Origin of the sequence: Acinetobacter sp. YH12108, assembly GCF_013419055.1 — a bacterium.
Lineage (GTDB): Bacteria > Pseudomonadota > Gammaproteobacteria > Pseudomonadales > Moraxellaceae > Acinetobacter.
Genome location: NZ_VPAW01000007.1, coordinates 91,280 through 109,898 on the forward strand (window position 1 = coordinate 91,280; position 18,619 = coordinate 109,898).

16 protein-coding genes are annotated in these 18,619 nt (G+C 44.1%); 8 read left to right on the forward strand and 8 right to left on the reverse strand.

Annotated features, from left to right (window positions below):
* Positions 1 to 82: 82 nt before the first annotated feature.
* The 5 genes from topA to FTU46_RS06160 all read right to left on the reverse strand — a co-directional run bounded on the left by topA (position 83) and on the right by FTU46_RS06160 (position 5,707).
* Positions 83 to 2,725 carry a type I DNA topoisomerase gene (gene topA / locus FTU46_RS06140; protein ID WP_005232311.1) on the reverse strand — a complete coding sequence of 881 codons (2,643 nt, stop codon included), beginning with the start codon at positions 2,723 to 2,725 and terminating at the stop codon, positions 83 to 85.
* Between the two features lie 31 nt (positions 2,726 to 2,756).
* Positions 2,757 to 3,206 (reverse strand): ammonium transporter, encoded by a 450-nt coding sequence (locus FTU46_RS06145; RefSeq protein WP_004781877.1) that lies wholly within the window; start codon positions 3,204 to 3,206, stop codon positions 2,757 to 2,759.
* Between the two features lie 71 nt (positions 3,207 to 3,277).
* On the reverse strand, positions 3,278 to 4,216 hold the full coding sequence (locus FTU46_RS06150) for a PIN domain-containing protein (RefSeq protein ID WP_180104559.1): 939 nt from the start codon (positions 4,214 to 4,216) through the stop codon (positions 3,278 to 3,280).
* Positions 4,217 to 4,235: 19 nt separating this feature from the next.
* Positions 4,236 to 5,237: a hypothetical protein gene (locus FTU46_RS06155; RefSeq protein WP_180104560.1), complete on the reverse strand. Its 1,002-nt coding sequence runs from the start codon at positions 5,235 to 5,237 to the stop codon at positions 4,236 to 4,238.
* Positions 5,238 to 5,461: 224 nt separating this feature from the next.
* Positions 5,462 to 5,707, reverse strand: a complete 246-nt coding sequence (locus tag FTU46_RS06160) for a SlyX family protein (RefSeq protein WP_004781873.1) — start codon at positions 5,705 to 5,707, stop codon at positions 5,462 to 5,464.
* A 39-nt stretch (positions 5,708 to 5,746) separates the two neighbouring features.
* On the opposite strand from FTU46_RS06160, the gene FTU46_RS06165 reads away from it, so the two are divergent.
* Together FTU46_RS06165 and FTU46_RS06170 are read left to right on the forward strand one after the other, a co-directional pair.
* On the forward strand, positions 5,747 to 7,654 hold the full coding sequence (locus tag FTU46_RS06165) for an ATP-binding cassette domain-containing protein (protein WP_180104561.1): 1,908 nt from the start codon (positions 5,747 to 5,749) through the stop codon (positions 7,652 to 7,654).
* A gap of 123 nt (positions 7,655 to 7,777) precedes the next feature.
* Entirely contained in the window at positions 7,778 to 8,713 is a 936-nt protein-coding gene (locus tag FTU46_RS06170; RefSeq protein WP_180010930.1) for a lauroyl acyltransferase, read from the forward strand.
* Positions 8,714 to 8,753: 40 nt separating this feature from the next.
* On the opposite strand, the gene FTU46_RS06175 is transcribed toward FTU46_RS06170, so the two are convergent.
* Together FTU46_RS06175 and FTU46_RS06180 are read right to left on the reverse strand one after the other, a co-directional pair.
* Positions 8,754 to 9,161: a GNAT family N-acetyltransferase gene (locus tag FTU46_RS06175; RefSeq protein WP_180104562.1), complete on the reverse strand. Its 408-nt coding sequence runs from the start codon at positions 9,159 to 9,161 to the stop codon at positions 8,754 to 8,756.
* A 335-nt stretch (positions 9,162 to 9,496) separates the two neighbouring features.
* Complete coding sequence (locus FTU46_RS06180) at positions 9,497 to 10,627, reverse strand: endonuclease/exonuclease/phosphatase family protein (RefSeq protein WP_180104563.1); 1,131 nt, start codon at positions 10,625 to 10,627, stop codon at positions 9,497 to 9,499.
* A 188-nt stretch (positions 10,628 to 10,815) separates the two neighbouring features.
* On the opposite strand from FTU46_RS06180, the gene asd reads away from it, so the two are divergent.
* From asd to truA, 5 genes are all read left to right on the forward strand, one after another.
* Positions 10,816 to 11,934, forward strand: a complete 1,119-nt coding sequence (gene asd, locus FTU46_RS06185) for an aspartate-semialdehyde dehydrogenase (protein WP_180010936.1) — start codon at positions 10,816 to 10,818, stop codon at positions 11,932 to 11,934.
* A gap of 138 nt (positions 11,935 to 12,072) precedes the next feature.
* Positions 12,073 to 13,677, forward strand: coding sequence for a FimV family protein (locus FTU46_RS06190; protein WP_180010938.1), 1,605 nt, complete (start codon positions 12,073 to 12,075; stop codon positions 13,675 to 13,677).
* A 65-nt stretch (positions 13,678 to 13,742) separates the two neighbouring features.
* The gene (locus tag FTU46_RS06195) at positions 13,743 to 15,071 is read left to right on the forward strand and encodes a fimbrial protein FimV (RefSeq protein WP_180010941.1); all 1,329 of its coding nucleotides are present in this window, start codon (positions 13,743 to 13,745) and stop codon (positions 15,069 to 15,071) included.
* Positions 15,072 to 15,117: 46 nt separating this feature from the next.
* The gene (locus FTU46_RS06200; protein ID WP_180104564.1) at positions 15,118 to 16,086 is read left to right on the forward strand and encodes an asparaginase domain-containing protein; all 969 of its coding nucleotides are present in this window, start codon (positions 15,118 to 15,120) and stop codon (positions 16,084 to 16,086) included.
* Between the two features lie 18 nt (positions 16,087 to 16,104).
* The gene (truA, locus tag FTU46_RS06205; RefSeq protein ID WP_159123637.1) at positions 16,105 to 16,902 is read left to right on the forward strand and encodes a tRNA pseudouridine(38-40) synthase TruA; all 798 of its coding nucleotides are present in this window, start codon (positions 16,105 to 16,107) and stop codon (positions 16,900 to 16,902) included.
* A 108-nt stretch (positions 16,903 to 17,010) separates the two neighbouring features.
* Here the strand turns inward: truA and FTU46_RS06210 are convergent, their stop codons facing one another.
* A complete protein-coding gene (locus FTU46_RS06210) occupies positions 17,011 to 18,018 on the reverse strand; it encodes an AraC family transcriptional regulator (protein ID WP_004781856.1) in 1,008 nt (335 codons plus the stop codon).
* Positions 18,019 to 18,249: 231 nt separating this feature from the next.
* Between FTU46_RS06210 and infA the strand changes: the two genes are divergently transcribed.
* A complete protein-coding gene (gene infA, locus FTU46_RS06215) occupies positions 18,250 to 18,471 on the forward strand; it encodes a translation initiation factor IF-1 (RefSeq protein ID WP_001284370.1) in 222 nt (73 codons plus the stop codon).
* The last annotated feature ends 148 nt before the right edge of the window (positions 18,472 to 18,619 follow it).

Consider the following 18,619-nt stretch of genomic DNA (forward strand, 5'->3'; position numbering starts at 1 on the left):
TATCCTAGAACTGTGTTGATCAAAAATACTTAGTCATAAAAAAATGCCGACTTTCGTCAGCATTTTCTTGATGTCTTATAGCTTAGGCCTCAACCCATTTGCCATCCTGATAGACCAGCGACCATTTGGTTTGCTTGCCTTCAGGGGTTTCCGAACCAATATATTGAGACTGGTTCTTACGGCTGAATTTCACCAAGGTTGGATTTCCTTCAGGATCCACATCTGGTGCCTGCAAAATAAACTGATATTTTGGATCCAGCTGATCCGCTACAGTACGCAGTTCTGCAACCTTCGGTGCGCGAGTTTCACGGACTTTCGGGAACTTGCTCGCGGCCAGGAACAGACCGGCGGCACCATCACGCAGAACAAAGAAATCATCATGCTTGGTTGAACGTAAGTGTTCCATCTTGATCGGATCAACACGCGGAGGCGCAGGTTGACCATTCTTCAAGACTTTACGGGTATTCTCACAGCTGGTACAGGCAAAATATGGACCAAAACGGCCAGTTTTCAGCTGCATTTCACCATCACATTTATCACATGGAATGGTTGGGCCATCATAACCCTTAATCTTGAATTCGCCTTCTTCCAGCTCATAACCTGTACAGTCCGGGTTATTACCACAGATATGCAGTTTACGGCCGCCATCAATCACATAGCTGTCCATTGCAGTGCCACAGACTGGACAACGTTTTTTCGACATTAGGTCAGCAGTTTCTGCTGCATCATCATCAGACAGTGCAGCCAGAGATTCAACCGGAGTCAGGTTCAATGTACCTTTACAACGTTCTTTCGGTGGCAAGTTATAACCCGAACAGCCCAGGAATACGCCTGTTGTACCGGTACGGATCTGCATCGGACGGTCACATTCTTTACAATGGACTGCTTCAACTTCGACAGGCTGATTGCGGCGCATGCCGTTTTCACCCTGAGCATTGGTCAGACGTTTCTTGAAATCACCATAGAAGCTGTCTAACAGATCTTTCCAGTTGCGTTCACCATCTGCCACTTTATCCAGCTGACCTTCAAGGTCTGCAGTAAAGTCATAATTCATCAGGTTGTTGAAACTTTCATCCAGACGATCAGTGACGATCTCACCCATCTTCTCGGCAAAGAGACGACGGTTCTCCAGTTTTACGTAACCACGATCCTGAATGGTCGAGATAATGGCAGCATAAGTCGAAGGACGACCAATACCTTTTTTCTCAAGCTCTTTTACCAATGATGCTTCAGTAAAACGTGCCGGTGGTTTGGTAAAATGTTGAGATGGATCTAGTTTTTCCAGCTTCAGCACTTCACCAACTTTCACAGCAGGCAACAGTACATCATCATCAGATTTGTTCTGGCCACGAACTTTGGTGAAACCATCAAATACCAGAGTACGACCTTTGGCTTTCAGTTCAACACCATTCGCATCCACTAAAATAGTCGATGATAAATATTCTGCTGGTGTCATCTGACAAGCTACAAATTGACGCCAGATCAGGTCATACAGACGCTGTGCATCACGTTCCACTCCAGCCAGACTATCGCCCTTCAATGCCACATTGGATGGACGAATGGCCTCATGGGCTTCCTGCGCACCAGCTTTATTACCATAACGGTTCGGCTTGGCTGGCAGATATTTCTCGCCATATTCAGACTCGATATGACCACGCACCATATTGACTGCATCATCACTCAGGAAGGTGGAGTCAGTACGCATATAGGTAATGAAACCAGCTTCATATAGGCGCTGTGCCAGCATCATGGTTTTCTTTACCGAGAAACCTAGACGGGTACTTGCGGCCTGTTGCAAGGTAGACGTGATATACGGCGCACTTGGATTCACCTTGGTCGGCTTATCTTCACGGCTAATAACTTTATATTCAGCGTCTTTAATCAGATTCAGTAAAGCATCTGTTTCAGCTTTATTATGCAGCTTTAAAGTCTTGCCATTTTGCTTGACCGCTTCCAGACGAATATCATCTTTCTTGGATTTGGTATCTGCAAAAACCTGCCAGTATTCTTCAGGAATGAACTTACGAATTTCACGTTCGCGTTCCACGACCAGCTTTACAGCGACAGACTGTACACGCCCCGCAGACAGACCACGGGCAATTTTTTCCCATAGCAGTGGCGAAATCATGAAGCCGACGACACGATCCAGGAAACGGCGTGCCTGCTGGGCATTGACCTTATTGGTATCTAGACGTGAGGGCTGTTTAAACGCTTCCTGAATGGCATTTTTGGTAATTTCGTTAAAGACCACACGTTGATAGCGTGAATCATCGCCGCCGATCACTTCTTTTAAATGCCAGGCAATCGCCTCCCCTTCACGGTCCAAATCCGTTGCGAGATACACTTCATCGACTTGCGATGCCAGTTTTTTCAGTTCAGCGACTACGCCTTCCTTGCCCGGAAGGACTTCATATTTGGCTTTCCAGTCATGTTCTGGATCGACACCCATCCGGTTAATCAACGCCTGCTGTGATTTTTCCGCTTTTTCTGCTTCAGTCAGCTTGGTTCGGGTCACCGGTTTTTTCTCTGCAGTTTTCGCAGAGCCGCCCGTTGGCAAGTCACGCACATGACCCACCGAGGATTTCACGATGTAGTTTGAACCGAGATACTTGTTGATTGTTTTCGCTTTTGCAGGCGACTCCACAATCACCAAGGCACGTTTACTTCCAGCGTCGGAAGACTTCGCCGTGCTGCTTTTTGATGTGGACCGAGGAGCGTTCGCCATATTAACCGTTTAATCCTGTTTATTTCTAAAATTAAAGTTCAGCCAAAGAATGTAATAGTGCCTTGATGTCATCAAGTTGTGTGGCTCTAAGATCAGATTCTTCATCCCAATAGAGTCCTACACAGTTTGCCTGCATATCAATAGCATAAATGCCCTTTAATGCAATGGGAAAATCTTTAAATTTGTCATCCCCATGCACCAGTTCAAGTTTGTTATCAACCACGCGGGCACGCATCAGCGGTAAACGGGCATCTGGAAGCAGCACACTATAATAGGCCACCATACTGGCACGACTTTCAGTCGCCTTGGGAATGTTGGTCCAGTCCGGTGCAACCACCAGACGTGGATGTAAGCCCATCTTGCGGGCTTTATCACGCATAAGTCCTAATGCCTTTTCTCTAGGACTCACACGCAGACCAAAAATAGACCCCAGTACGAAAACGATGATGACAACTGCCACCCAGATTCCGGTATTTTCCATAGTTCAACCTTTATGTTCTTATATTAGATTTGCATAAGCCCGCTATAAAAGGCAAGCACCGCTGGATAAATTTAATTTCCCAGCAGCTGCGGACTATAAATAATTTCCCGTTTATTTAACTGTATTAGCTGATGTTTGATGAGTAAATCGAGTGATTCTCGTACCTCTTCCTTAGGCACGCATCGCTCTAGTAACGCCTCGAAACTGGCAATAAATTTAGGCCGACGTTCTGCAAAAACATTGAGATAAGGCATCAGGCGCAGACGTAAATGACTTAATTTTCTTTCAGTCACTTCATCTTGAGTTTCGACGGTTTCGACGGTTTCGACGGTTTCGACGGTTTCGACGGTTTCGACGGTTTCGACGGTAGCTAAATGCTGTTTATAAATTTTTTCAATTGCTGCAGTCTGATATTGAAGCTTACCAGAATGATTTTTAATAATTTTTATTCTAATTAATTCATCTACTAAAAGCTGAGCATATTTTTCTTCCACTTTTAAATTGGCTTTAAGCGAGTTGATTAAAGTTTCTACTTTTGCAGGCTTAGAAAAGTTACTTCTCACTAAATTGGAGCAGTATTGAAAAATCAGTTTTTGAATGTCTATTTCTGCTTTTATTTGCTGAGCAATATTTGGATTGACTAATGGTTTAGCTGAAATAACTTTAGCCTGAAATTTGGCAATTTTAAGTAAGTCCGCCACATATTCCATAGAAAAGTCATTCGACATAATCTCGAAGCAAACTTCAGAGCTTTTATATTGGGTAGAAAGCTGTCCAGCAATAAAACATAGGCCAAAATCAGCAGCGTCTTTACCTATTTTAGGCATCTTCAGGACTTTTAGTTTTCCTGCACTGATTGCAGGTGCAAGCCTGACGACACCATCCAGACTAAACCCCATGGGCGTTTTGGCATAGACCAGATAAACATATTGATATTGGGCAAGATATTGAAGGAGCTCTGTTTCAGTTTTAGGTAAGTTTTCAATATCCAATAACAGTATTTTTTTCATATGCCCTCATGAGATTATTCTAATTCAGAAACATCTCATGACTATATAACACTTCGTGACCATTCCAATAAATATATCCTTTTTCAATCAATTCTTTAAGTAAAAGACGGACATCTGACTTTGGAAATAACTGCTCGAGCAAATCACGTAATTCATAAATATCTTTAGGCTTATTTCCCTGTAATTCGCGCAGCTTGCGTGCAACTTCGAGCTGTACCGGATCAATTTTATTAAAGTTTTTGAACAGATCTTGCTGGGCAGACTGAATTGGAGATTGAGCAGGTGCAACAACAGGCTCTTCAGGATTAAGCTTCGAGACCACCTGATCCAAAGCTGGTTTTTCAGCAGGTTGGTTGTCATTGATATCCAGCTGCATCCACTGTTTCAGCACTTTTTTACGGAAACTGATCTGCTCGTCATAGCGTTTGACTATTTTCAGATTAATCAGCATGCCAACTATATGCTGCGCCTTGGCTGGTAAAACTTGCAGAATATTGGTGACAGAATTTTTTAAGGTTTCGAGCGTGGTCGGTTTGCCACTCATCTTACCGAGCGCATCACAGTACTTTTTTACCAGCTGCAAAGCCGGTTTAGCTTTAATGGCTTCAATACTTGGCAACTGGATTTTAGGTTTATCTTGAGTCTCTATTGATGCATTCTCTGGCAACACCTGAATCAGGCTGCAATCAATATCTGAAGCCTGTAGCATTTGCATCAGCATTTCACTGCTATCCATAGCTGAGATCAGCTCGACCTGAGTATCTGCTTCCAGCAAAGCCATCAGCTGACCCACAATCACAGCATATTCATATTCCTTATGCTCTGCTTCCGGGACATCCAGAATGATAATTTGTCCACTGCTGATCCAGCTCGCCAACTCAGTCAGTTCTTCTAGAGCAAACTCGAATTTTCCGGCACAGTTAAACAGATACAAGGTCGGATAATGTTCAACGATGTCACGTAACAGTTTGGCTGTAGGAAAGTTATTTTCGAGATCAAGAAGGACAACTTTTTGGCGCATAAGGCAAGATTAAAAACTGAGCTAGAAAATACTATTAGAGTAGGAAGTGTGTGAAAGGTCAAATAGTTTCCACCTTCCATGACGATATTTAGATTTTAAAGATCATCTTGGACGGAATAAAAGTAGCGACTTGGTTTAGGTTTATCGAGCTTCACCAGCTTAAAAGAAAACCCTCGCGACTGGAGGGCTTTCTTTTTGCTTTCTTTTTAAAAATTATTTGTAAATTAATAATGCGGTGGACGGTTGGTGACCGGATCAAAAGCATCAATCCCTTCGGACAAATCTGCAGACTCAACACGTTGATATAACAACTGCATTTGTTTTTTTAAATCGGCAATTTCCAGATTCTGGCGAGTGACTTGCTGATTCAGCTGTTCAACTAAATCATCTAAAAATGCAATTCGCACTTGCAAATCTTCAATGGGTGCGGAAAATGACGCCTGATCATTTAGATTTTGTTGTTTAGTCATTTTAAGTCCTCATTTGGGATTTCAGGAAACATTAACATTATGGCCTATATTACTTTAAGGGATGTCCAACTGGCATTTGGCGGACCTGCCTTGCTCGACGGCGCCAACTTTAATTTGGAACGCGGTGAACGAGTATGTTTGATTGGCCGTAATGGTGAGGGTAAGTCTACCTTACTTAAACTGATTGAAGGAAGTTTACTCCCGGATAGTGGTGAAGTTTCGTTACAAAATGGCATCACCATTTCCATGCTGGCCCAAGACGTGCCGATGGATTCTGGCAAGGTTGCAGATATTGTTGCTGATGGCGCCGGTGAAGCTTCAGAAGTGTTGCGTGCCTATCATGAAGCCAGTGAAGCCTGTGTGCTGGGCGATATGGAAGCCTGTGATCGCATGGGACATTTGCAGCATCAGATGGATCAGCTGGATGGCTGGGCTTTGGAAACTAAGGTCAACTCAATCCTGAGTAAAATGGGACTGGATCCTGAAGCGGATCTGGCCGATTTATCTGGCGGTCGTAAACGTCGTGTCCTGTTGGCACGTGCCCTGCTCACCCAACCTGATGTGCTGTTACTCGACGAACCGACGAACCATCTGGACGTCGAAAGTATTGAATGGCTGGAAAAATTCTTGCTCGAGCAGAATAACTTGACCTTACTGTTTATTTCGCATGACCGTGCCTTTGTGGACAGTATTGCGACCCGTATTGTCGAGCTGGACCGTGGTATTTTGCGTAGCTATGAAGGCAACTATTCACGTTACCTCGACCTAAAAGCTCAGCAGCTGGAAGCAGAAGAAAAACAGAATGCCCTGTTCGAGAAAAAACTCGCTGAAGAAGAAGCCTGGATTCGTCAAGGCATTAAAGCACGTCGTACCCGTAACGAAGGTCGTGTCCGTGCTCTGAAAGAATTGCGTGAAGAGTCTAAAGCACGCCGCTTCCAGCAAGGCAAAGTCAACATGTCGACTCAGGAAGCACAGCGTTCAGGCAAAGTGGTGTTCGAGATTGAACATCTCAGCGTGAAGTTTGGTGACAATGCACCGATCATTAATGATTTCTCGGCGCTGGTAATGCGTGGCGATCGGATCGGTCTGGTGGGTGATAATGGTGTCGGTAAAACCACACTGATCAAAGCCATTCTGGGAGAAATCGAGCATGGCGGTACAGTCAAAACCGGGACCCAGCTGGAAATTGCGTATTTTGACCAGCTACGTAATGTGCTGGATCTGGAAAAATCAGTTAAAGATAACGTTTCGGAAGGTTCAGATCATGTCGATGTGAATGGCCAACGTCGTCATATCTATAGCTATCTGCAAGACTTCCTGTTCTCGCCAGAACGTGCGCGTACGCCAGTTAAAGCTCTATCTGGCGGTGAACGTAACCGTATTCTGCTGGCTAAGCTGTTACTGAAACCATCAAACCTGATCGTGATGGACGAACCGACCAACGATCTGGATATGGTGACATTGGAACTACTGGAAGAAATGCTAGCTGAATACAAAGGCACTCTGCTACTGATCTCGCATGACCGTGCCTTTATGGACAACGTCGTCACATCGACCTGGGTCTTTGATGGCAAAGGCAATATTGATGAATATGTCGGTGGTTATCAAGATTATCTGGAGCAACGTCCAGATCAGACTGTGGTTGACCAGAAAATGGCAGTCAAAAAAGCTCAGGCCAAAGCCGAAGCAGCGGTTACACCTGTAGCACCTGCGCCAAAGAAAAAACTCAGCTACAAAGATCAGCGTGAACTGGAAATGTTACCGGCTGAAATTGAAGCACTGGAAAAAGAACAAGCTGAACTTTCCGATAAACTGGCGGATGGCTCGTGGTTTGTCACAGATGCCGCAGCAGCGACCAAAGCATCTGAACGTTTAGGTGAAATTGATGAGATTTTGCTGGAAAAAATGGAACGTTGGGACGAACTGGAAAATATGACCAAAGGTTAATCTTTAAATCGCCTAGTCACTAAGCATCTGTATTCATACAGGTGCTTTTTTATTTTGCAGTTTTTTATTTCAAAAAGCTCTTCTGCTACACTGCTGACATCTTTGATTTTAAATATTGAATTTATGAGTCGAACGCCAGAATACCAACCCGGTGAATTTCAATGGTCATTCCTGTTACCGCAATACTGGGGTATCTGGGTGGGTATTGTATTTCTGATGATTCTGGCCATCTTACCTTGGGCGATTCAGCATCGTCTGGCAGATCTACTCGGCCAGATGGCATTTAAATATTTGAAATCTCGCCGTGAAACCACGCTTCGCAATCTGGAAGTCTGTTTCCCGGAATGGTCAGCTCAAGAAGTTCAGGACAATGCCCGTATGGTCTTTATTGACCAGATGCTCGGTGTATTTGAAACCTTGAATGCCTGGTACTGTCCAAAATGGTTTAAAGGCCGGGTACAAATTGAAGGGTTGGAACATATCCAGCAGGCTCAGGCAGAAGGTAAAGGGGCTTTATTGCTCGGTACCCACTCGACTTTGCTGGATGCTGGTGGTTATTTATGTGCACAGTATTTTGAGCCGGATGTGGTGTATCGACCACAAAATAATCCCTTGCTCGATATGCTGATTTACCGCTGCCGTGCCACCATTTATGCCAACCAGATTGACCATGATGATATGCGCGGTCTGGTGCGTAACCTGAAAAATGGCCATGCTATCTGGTACAGTCCGGATCAGGATTTTGGTTTAAAACAGGGTGTGATGGCACCCTTTTTTGGAGTACCTGCAGCCACAGTCACTGCACATCGTCGCTTATTAAAAATGACCAAAGCCGCTGCCATTCCACTCTATTTTTATCGAACTGGTGATATTAAAGATCCATGCTACTGTGTGTTGATCGAGCCTGCGGTAGAGAACCTGCCAAGTGCGGATGAAGTCGATGATGCAACCCGGGTAAATCTGATTATTGAACGCCAGTTGCGCATTGCACCGACGCAATATATGTGGTTCCACCGTCGCTTTAAGACCCGTCCTGAAGGCTACGATAAAATCTATTAAGAACTAGAATTAATATGAACGCTATTATTGGCAAGAAAAATCAATGATCGGTTCCCTGATAAATCCACATTGCTTGTGTATGCCCTGCACGCTCAAAGCCTAGAGCTTTATAAAATTCAGTGGCATGCTGATCAGCCACCAGAATTTTCTGATGAAATCCTGAATAACGTTGCAGCATTTCTTGCATGATCAGACGACCAATGCCCTGTCGCTGCACCTCTGGGTGAACCAATAAATGTGGGAAATACACCACCAGATAACCATCTGAAATCGCATTTCCCAAGCCGACCAGCCGACCGTTGATACGTGCCGTCACCAGACTATGAAAATGCTGCAAAGCCTTTAAAAGCAATTGAGGTTTTTCTGCAGCTGACCATTGATTGACAAGATAGAGCTGTAGCACTTCAGATTCATTGACTGAATCATGATCGGAAATCATAACTTTCATTCAGGTAATATCCATTTTTTAATTTAAATTTTATTTTAATAATCAATTAATTATAATAAAAAATGAGCTAAAAATAATTTAACCCGGGTTCTACATCCTGTAAAACCCGGGTTAATGAGGTTGTGCTTTCATATGTTATAATTGCTTCTTCGTTGTTGTGATTTCCCTTTCAGCATCATTTCCATGATGTTTTCATTCAGCTTCGTCTTCCTTATGAGAATATCCTTTCTCGACTCCCTGTGCTGATGAGCTTAGAATACGTGGATTCCTCTGTACTGCCCATTCGCAAGAAGCGGAAACTGCTGTAAGCAATATCGTACACTTTTCAGCTAAAACTATAAGAATTTCTCCTCATTCTTATAAGCCATCGCAATCTTATCAGTGACTTTCTTCTCTTCTTTCTCTGCCTTTTCAATTCCTTCCTGAATAGCTTCTTTGGCTTCCTGATCATCCTGATCCGTTTCTTCCAGCTCTTCCTGGTGATGCTCAAATACCCGCCCAGTTTGTAAAACCAGATAAACCGGAAAATGATCTGACCCGACGTGTTTTAAACGCTCCATATGCACCAGAGCGAAATCGGTGCTGTGAAACACATGGTCAAGCGACCAGCGTAATAAAGGATAATCGGCATGGAAGGTATTTACATAGCGTCGACCGACACGTGGATCCAGCAAACCGCTGATACGCTGGAATAAACGTGTCGTGCGTGACCAGGCCACATCATTCAAATCTCCCATCACAATGCAGCTTTCATCCAGATCCTTAATCTGATCCCCTACAATCAGCAGTTCTGCATCACGTAAGGTTGAATCTTTGGCTTCAGTTGGACTTGGCGGTTTCGGATGCAGACAATAAAGCTGTACCGGCTGTCCGGAACGTAACATGACCTTGGTATGAATCGAGGGAATTTCATCACTCAGAATAAATTTAACCTCGGTTTCACTCAGCTCAAGTTTGCTGTACAGATGCATGCCATACAGATTATCCAAAGGTACGGGCACCCGATAGGGATAATCTGGCTCAATGACAGCCAATGCATCCTGCCATGCCTGATCGGTTTCCAACGTTAAGACCAAGTCTGGCTGATGGGTCTGGATCTGTTCAATCAGTAAATGATATTTAGTATTGGTGGTCAGAACATTTGAAACAATCAGGGAAATCTGACGATCCGGATCCAGCTGATCCTGCTTGACCTGCTTGACCTGTTTTTTCCAAACAAAGGTATAAGGCAAGACCATTTTCAGCTGATACGCCAAAGCAGCGATCAGGCCGACAAAAAGCAGCTGATTGAAGGCCGTCCATGGGTGATCGACCAGGAGAAAAAGAACAAAGGCAATGAAGCCCAAAACCAGAATCTGTAAACGTGGAAAATCTGCACCACGAATCCACCATTCATCTCGGGGAATCAGCGACCAGAAACTTAACCAGATGACCACGATTGCCATGATCTGGATAAACCCTACCATAAGATACACTCTTTACTAAGTTATTATTTTTTCTAAAAGAAAAATTGCTTTATCAATTTTGTATGTATCATAAAGCAGATATTTCGCTCAAGAATATTGATGTTTTGATTGTGTAGCTCTTGCAGTCACGTCCCTTTTTGATACACTCGAATCCCTTTTGATTTTTTAACGCACCGAGGCAAAGTGACATGAAAGTAGGTCTGGTCGGTTGGCGCGGGATGGTGGGTTCCGTCCTTATGCAACGTATGGTTGAAGAGAATGATTTTGCTCATTTTGAGCCATTCTATTTTTCTACCAGTAATGCGGGTGGTGAAGCTCCGGCATTTGGTGGTAAGACTGCCCCAGCACTTATGGATGCAACAGACATTAACAGTCTGAAGCAAATGGATGTCATTATTACCTGTCAAGGTGGCGATTACACCACTGAAGTTTTCCCAAAAATCAAAGCTGAAGGCTGGAATGGCTACTGGATTGATGCAGCATCTACCCTGCGTATGGATGATGAAGCAATCATCGTACTTGATCCGGTGAACATGCATGTGATCAAAGACGGTCTGGTCAAAGGCACCAAAACTTTCGTGGGCGGTAACTGTACTGTTTCCCTGATGTTGATGGGCTTAGGTGGTCTATTCCAGAACAATCTGGTGGAATGGGCAACTTCAATGACTTATCAGGCAGCTTCTGGTGCTGGCGCGCAAAACATGCGTGAGCTGATTACTGGTATGGGTTATTTATATAACAATACCAAAGACTTGCTGGATGATCCACGTTCTCCAATTCTGGACATTGATTCTAAAATTGCTGAATTGCAACGTGGTGAAGGCTTCCCGTCTGCAAACTTCGGTGTACCTTTAGCAGGTTCTCTGATTCCATACATCGACAAGCAGCTGGAAAGCGGCCAGTCTAAAGAAGAATGGAAAGGTCAGGCTGAAACCAACAAGATTCTAGGTAACCAGCAGATCGTACCGATTGATGGCCATTGTGTACGTATCGGCGCAATGCGTTGTCACTCTCAGGCATTAACCCTGAAACTTCGCAAAGACGTTCCACTGGATGAGATCGAAGATATCATTGCAAATGCAAATGACTGGTCTAAAGTTGTGCCAAACACTCGTGAAGCCTCAATGACTGATCTGACTCCTGTTGCAGTGACTGGCACATTAACTGTACCTGTTGGTCGTCTGCGTAAACTGAACATGGGTAAAGAATACCTAGGTGCATTCACAGTAGGTGACCAGTTACTTTGGGGTGCTGCAGAACCTTTACGTCGTATGCTGCGCATCTTGATTGACTATAAAAACTCTTAAGTTTCCGTCAGGAAATAAAGCATGAAGCCGATCTTTATTGATCGGCTTTTTTGTGTAACTATTGCGTAAGTATTTTACAAAAAACAAACATCCCGTTAATCTATAATTTTCGCTATGCGATAATGACTGAGCTCACAGATGACTGTATATAACAAATTAAAGCTTGCCATTTTAGCCATTGTTGCTTCACAAAATATCTATGCGATTAATGTAGATTCGGTACAAATCCAGTCTGCACCTGGGGAATTGCTTTATGCGGAAATGAATTTCCGTCAATCAGATATTAACTTGCCCATTGAGGTAAGTTTAGCCTCGCCAGAAGACCTGATTTCTATGGGCGCATCGCATCAGCCACCGGGTCATTTGAATTTTTTCACCCGTCGCAACAGTAATGGAACTGGGGTTATTACCATTACCTCCTCGCGCCCGGTTACTGATCGTGAATTAAATATCATTGTTAAAATCAAGGAAGGCAATGCAGCACGCCTACAGCATATCCGTACTGCATTAAGACCTAAAACTGATTTGTTACAGGCCAGCCTGAAACAGACTGAACAGCCCCTCGCGCCTGTCGTAGTCGTGAGTGAAAAAGATATTGCCCTGAACTTACCGGTGAGTACGCGTTATACCAATGCACAATCCAAACCAACCACCCCGTTTGTGGCAGAAAAACCGTTAGCCTTACAAAACACAGCACCTCCTGCATTATCAGCCAGCTCTATCCCTAAAACAGCGTTAGCTGCTGTGACCCATGAGCCGACATCGAGTATTGCAGCTCAAGTCACAAGCCCAACAAAACTTAATACTGAAACTGCGGTAGCAGCGACAAGTCATAGTTCACAGCAAGCTGGCAATGTAAACACTGCGCCAGTGAATACTTCATCCAAAGCAGCTCACGCGACTGCGGCTCAAGCAGATGCAACGTCAAACTTACAGGCTGCAGCTACAAAAATTCAGGCTGAAACAAAACCAGCTGAAATTACAATAGATCCAACAAATAAAAATGCAGCCTCAGCGCAAGTTTCTGCACCGACAAGCACTGAAAACCAGATGGTGTCCAGTGATCCACTTGTCAAAAAATATGCAGAACAACAGGCTCGCAAGCAGGCGGCATCCAGCACTGCACAGGACAAACCAAATTTAGCGACTAAAACTCAGGCACAGCCGGCAGCCATCAAACAAAGCACCTCAACCCAGATCAAGCCGACGTATGTGGTACAGTCAAATGAGTCGCTTTGGGGCATTGCTTCCAGGATTGCCAATGAACAGCAGCGTCCAGTAAGTGAGGTCATGCAGCAGATCAAGCGTGAGAATGAACATGCTTTTATTGGGGGTGATGCTAACCGCTTGCGTAAAGGCGCAGCACTTAATTTAGCGACCGTTCATACTGCGAAAACTCCGATACAGGCCTCAGCAATTAAGTCTGCTCAAGCACCCTCTAAACCTGCTGCAAAAACCAAATATCGCCTGAATGAGGCTGAAATGAGCCTGGTTGCCGAGAATCAGCGTGATTCCGGCCAGGTTTCTGCCAACTCAAACACAAAAGAAAATCGAACTTCGAAAGAGTTGTCATTAAAAGTTATGACAGCCCGTGAAAAAACCGTTAAATTACAGAGAAACGTAACTGAACTAGAATTGGCACTCAATCAGAAGGATCACAGAATTCAATTATTAAATGCTCGTCTTGCCCAGCTGCAACAACAGCTTAAAGCACAACAGGCAGATAAAAAGCCAATTAATTAAAAAGTTACACATGACGATTTATTGGGATAGGCGAACTTAAGGACTCTATCCCCAAGGGGTAAAACATGCTGATTTATGTGATTCCATTAGTGATATTGATCATCGTATTAATTGTCATAAAAAAACGACAAGATGCTCAAGAATCAGATAAAGCAAAAACTAAAACTGTAAAAGTGAAAAAACCTGGCGCTGCGTCAAAATCCACTTCACAAAGAACCAAAGTGGTCGAGCCAGCCGGAGTCGTTAAAAAATCAGCAACGCCTCTATCAGCAGAGACACGCAAGAAAATTGAAGGTCTGATTCAGGAACGTAATTTCTTTGCAGCTGAAGCGCAAATCAATCAGGCACTGAATCGCGATAATTCTCAACATGAGTTGTATTTACTGCTACTCGACATTCATATCCTGCAAAAAGATGAATTTGCGATTTCACAGCTGATTAACCATGTCCGTTCTCTAGGACTGGAAGATATTCTGACTCAGGCTGAGGTCAAAAAGCGTGAGTTCGAAAACTCTTCGGTAGCTGTTCAGGATACTATTGATTTCCCAAGTGCTCAGCCACAAACCCCTCCTGTACAGGAAAGCAAACCTTCTACAGATGCCTTTGCAGACCTGGTTGCCGCTCCCGCTTCAAACGAACAGGCATTTGATGCCTTACAACAGGAACTGCAACCGAGCAAACCAGCTGCTGTAGCGGAACCAGTACCTGATATCCAACCCTTAGAGTTCAACTTTGAACCGAAGATTCCAGCGGCTGAGCCAGTAAAAACGGAAGAAGTTCCGCCTGTATCAGATAATTCAGTTGAATTTGATCTTCAGATGAATACTGCTGAAACCCAGACTGCTCCAACAGCAGCAACTGAGTCAGCACCGGTTCTGGATTTTAAGCTTGAGCTTGAACCATCTATATCCTTAAAAACAGAATCAGCGCCTGCAACAACAGAAGAAATCCAGCCTTTAGATTTCTCTTTCTCTTTAGACACTCCAATACCTGCAGCAGAAAAAACAGCCGAACCTGCGACTGAGTTTGACCTGTCTAGCCTCGATATTGCAACGCCTGCAACTGAAACGCCTGCTGCGACTGAAACATCTGGACTAGATTTTAAACTTGATAATGTCGAAGCTGTAAAAGAGGCTCCTGTTTCTACAGGGGTGAATTTTGAGATTCCGACAGCGCCTGTGACTTCAACAACCGATCAACATGATCCATTGGTGCAGTCCTTCCCGGAACTGATGGAAGTTAATGAAGCGGACCTTAACCTGGAGCTGGCACAGCAATATATCCAGTTAGGCGCTTATGCAGCTGCCCGTGAAGTCATAGCTGAACGTGAAGCTGAATATACAGCAGCACAACGTCAGCAAGCCGATCAGTTGCTGAATCAAATCGCATCTTAATCAATTTCCCTTTACACTAAAGCAGTCACATTTGGCTGCTTTTTTTATGATGAAAGATATTGCACTGATTTATATGGGCGGCACCTTTGGCTGTGTCGGTGATCCGCTCGCCCCTATGTCTGCCGATTTATTTATTCCAAAACTGGAACAGCTACTTACAGATCAACCGTTCATTCAGTATTACTGCGCTCCTGTGATTAAGGACAGTAGTGCCTGTACTGCTACAGACTGGTTAGAACTGGTGCAATTTATCCAAAATCTGCAATCTGAACAGCAGATACAACATTTTGTGATTATTCACGGGACAGATACCCTGAGCTATGCCAGCGCAGTATTGGCACATTTTATGGGGAATTCGGCTCATATTGTGCTGACTGGCAGCCAGTATCCCCTCCTGAATGCTGAAGGCGATGCGCAACGCGAATTTAGCGATGCCATGGACAATCTGAGCTTTGCGCTCGCTTCAGTAACTCAGTGTAATGCAGGTGTTTATCTGGCTTTTCATCAGCAACTGATTCATGCTCAAACTGCCTTAAAGCAACATACCACTGAGCTGAATGCCTTTACTGGTCTGGATGCGCATATCGCTATTCAGGCCAACCAGCAAAGTCATCAGGTTACAGCAGACGATATTGCCAAAGCTCTGGATTTTAACTGTATGAGCTTGATGATGCAGCCGATCGATTTAGTTCAACAGTTCAATAATCTGAAAAATATTTTGGCCTATCCTCCGCATTTTCTATTCCTGCAAGGCTTTGGAACCGGCAATCTGGCCGTCAATCCAAAGATCGTAGATTTTATCAATCAGCTCTATGCCAAAGGCTGTATCTCGGTCTTAACTACTCAAGTGCCTTTCGGTGCCACCGATCAGCGTTATGCCATTGCTGAATGGGTGCATGATTGCAAAATTCTACTCAATGAAAGTTATGGCCATGCTGATCTTTATGCAAAAGCCCTAAAAATGTATTTACAATATGACACGGTAGAACAATGGCATGCCCATTGGTACGATTAGTCAGGTTTTGAGGTCATTATGCAGCGTTTTGCGGTGGGAATTGAGTTTTGTGGAACGAATTATCGAGGTTGGCAGACTCAACAACCGGGCGTAATCAGTGTTCAGGAAACCATCGAGAAGGTTCTCAGTAAAATTGCCGATGAACCGATTATTCTGCATGGTGCAGGCCGAACCGATGCCGGCGTGCATGCGACCAATATGGTCGCACATTTTGATACCCATGCCTTGCGTTCTGAACGAGGCTGGTTAATGGGCTCAAATAGCCAGTTACCTAAGGATATCTCAATCCAATGGATCAAGGAGATGGATGATGGCTTCCATGCACGCTTTAAAGCACAGGCACGCCGTTATCGTTATATTGTCTATAACTATCCGGTACGCCCTGCCTTGCTGCATAAACAGGTCACTCATATTTACTATCCACTTGATGTCAAAAAGATGATTGAAGCGGCTGCAAAGTTTGAAGGCACACATAACTTTGAGAGTTTTCGTGCAGCAGCCTGCCAGTCCAATCAGCCGGTACGTCACGTCCGTCACTGCCGCCTGATCCAGCATGGGCCTTATCTGATTCTAGATATTCAGGCGGATGGCTTCCTGCATCATATGGTACGCAATATCATGGGCTGTTTGCTGGAAATCGGCCAAGGCATGTATGGGGTTGACCATATTGACCATATTTTTGCAGCAGAAGATCGTAAAGCAGCCGGTGTTACCGCACCACCGGACGGTCTGTATTTTATCCAGGCTGAATATCCAGAGTATTTTGACCTACCCAAAGTACCTTTGGGTCCATACTGGTTAAATATGCCGGAATAAGCTAATTATTTTTAATTTTTAAATCCCTCCTAACCTCCCTTTGAAAAAGGGAGGAACTCCTCTCCTTTATTAAAGGAGGGGTTGGGGGAGGATTTTAGATTTTAAAGATTAACGCTGCTTGCGCTTCCGATATTCCACCGGCGTTTCATTGGTCCAGCGTTTAAAAGCACGGTAGAAGGTACTTGGCTCCGAGAATCCAGTCAGATAAACGATACGTTCTACACTTTCATTGGTACTCGCCAATAAACGTTTAGCCAGACGACAGCGATAATCGGACAGAATCTGCTGGAAACTGGTATTAGCCTCACTGAGCTGGGTACGTAAACGGCGTGGGGTAATATTCAGTTGAGCGGCTACAGTTTCCAAAGTCGTTTCACCACTTTCTAAAGTAGAACCGATTGCACGACGTACTTCCCCGACTAAATCGTAACGAGCCAGTTCCTGTAATTTTTCAATTGCCAGCTGTTCATGTAGCTGCAACAGTTCCGGTTCTGCCTGCCAAAGCGGGAAATCAAGAATGCTTGGATCAAAATACAAACGGGTTTCTTTCTGTCCCAGACTTACCGGACATTCATAAACCCGGAAATATTCTTCATCTGCCGCGCCTTTGGAAAAATTGAAATCGATATAGATCGGTTCAAAGCGGCCTTCAGTAATAAATTTAAAGAAACGCAGCACACCCGACATCGCACATTCGGTAAAGTGACGATTGACCAGACTTTCAGCAAAAGGCTGTTCACCATTGGTCAGATAGCAGCGATCGTCTTCGACCACCAGCTTGGCATGAAAGGCATCACTGATCAGACGCTGATAAGCCAGTGCACGTTTCAAGCCTTCACCAAAATTCTCTGATGAAATAAACAGATGCTCGATCACCTGTCCGCGATAGAGCGGCAAATGTTCACCCAGATGCAATCCGATATCCGGGTCCTTACTGACCTCTTCTGCGGCAACCCAGAAGGCATACTGAGCACTGAGCGGAGTACGATCATTGGTCTCCACCTGATTTAAAGCGACTCCTGCTTTTGTCAGAAGTTCTTCTGTTGGCAAACCTGCACGACGAATCGCTTGATAGCCTAAACGCAATACGACTGATGCATCCGTTAGCTGACTCACTCAAAAACCTTCCTTGTATGTACTTCATTTATACTTAAAAAGATTGAAATTAGATTAACTGTGATTGACCAAACTGACAACAGATACCACACGCTTTTTAGTTAAAAAGTTTAAACTCATACTTCGCTTATTTTACTGACAGATGATCAGTCTAACGCCCGTTACACCTTGTGTTTTGCGAAAAAATTGACTATAATTTGCGCCTTTCCAATTTATTCATTCAGGTAGGCTATGGCCAATAAAGAGGAACTCATCGAGTTCGAAGGCGTTGTCACCGAGACGCTTCCTAATACTATGTTCCGTGTACGTTTAGAAAACGGTCACGAAGTAATTGCCCATATTTCTGGTAAAATGCGTAAACACTATATTCGTATTTTGACTGGCGATAGCGTGAAGGTCGAAATGACTCCTTATGATTTGACTAAGGGTCGTATCACATACCGTGCGCGCTAAGTTTTAGCGGAAGCAAAAGCCACTCATCCAGTGGCTTTTTTATTGTCTTTTCTTTTATATCAATTCCCCTGCACATTCCCTATACTGCATTCGAAGATAATAATTTCTATTTTTCCTCTAATAAAAACAGTGAATCATTCATGCAAAA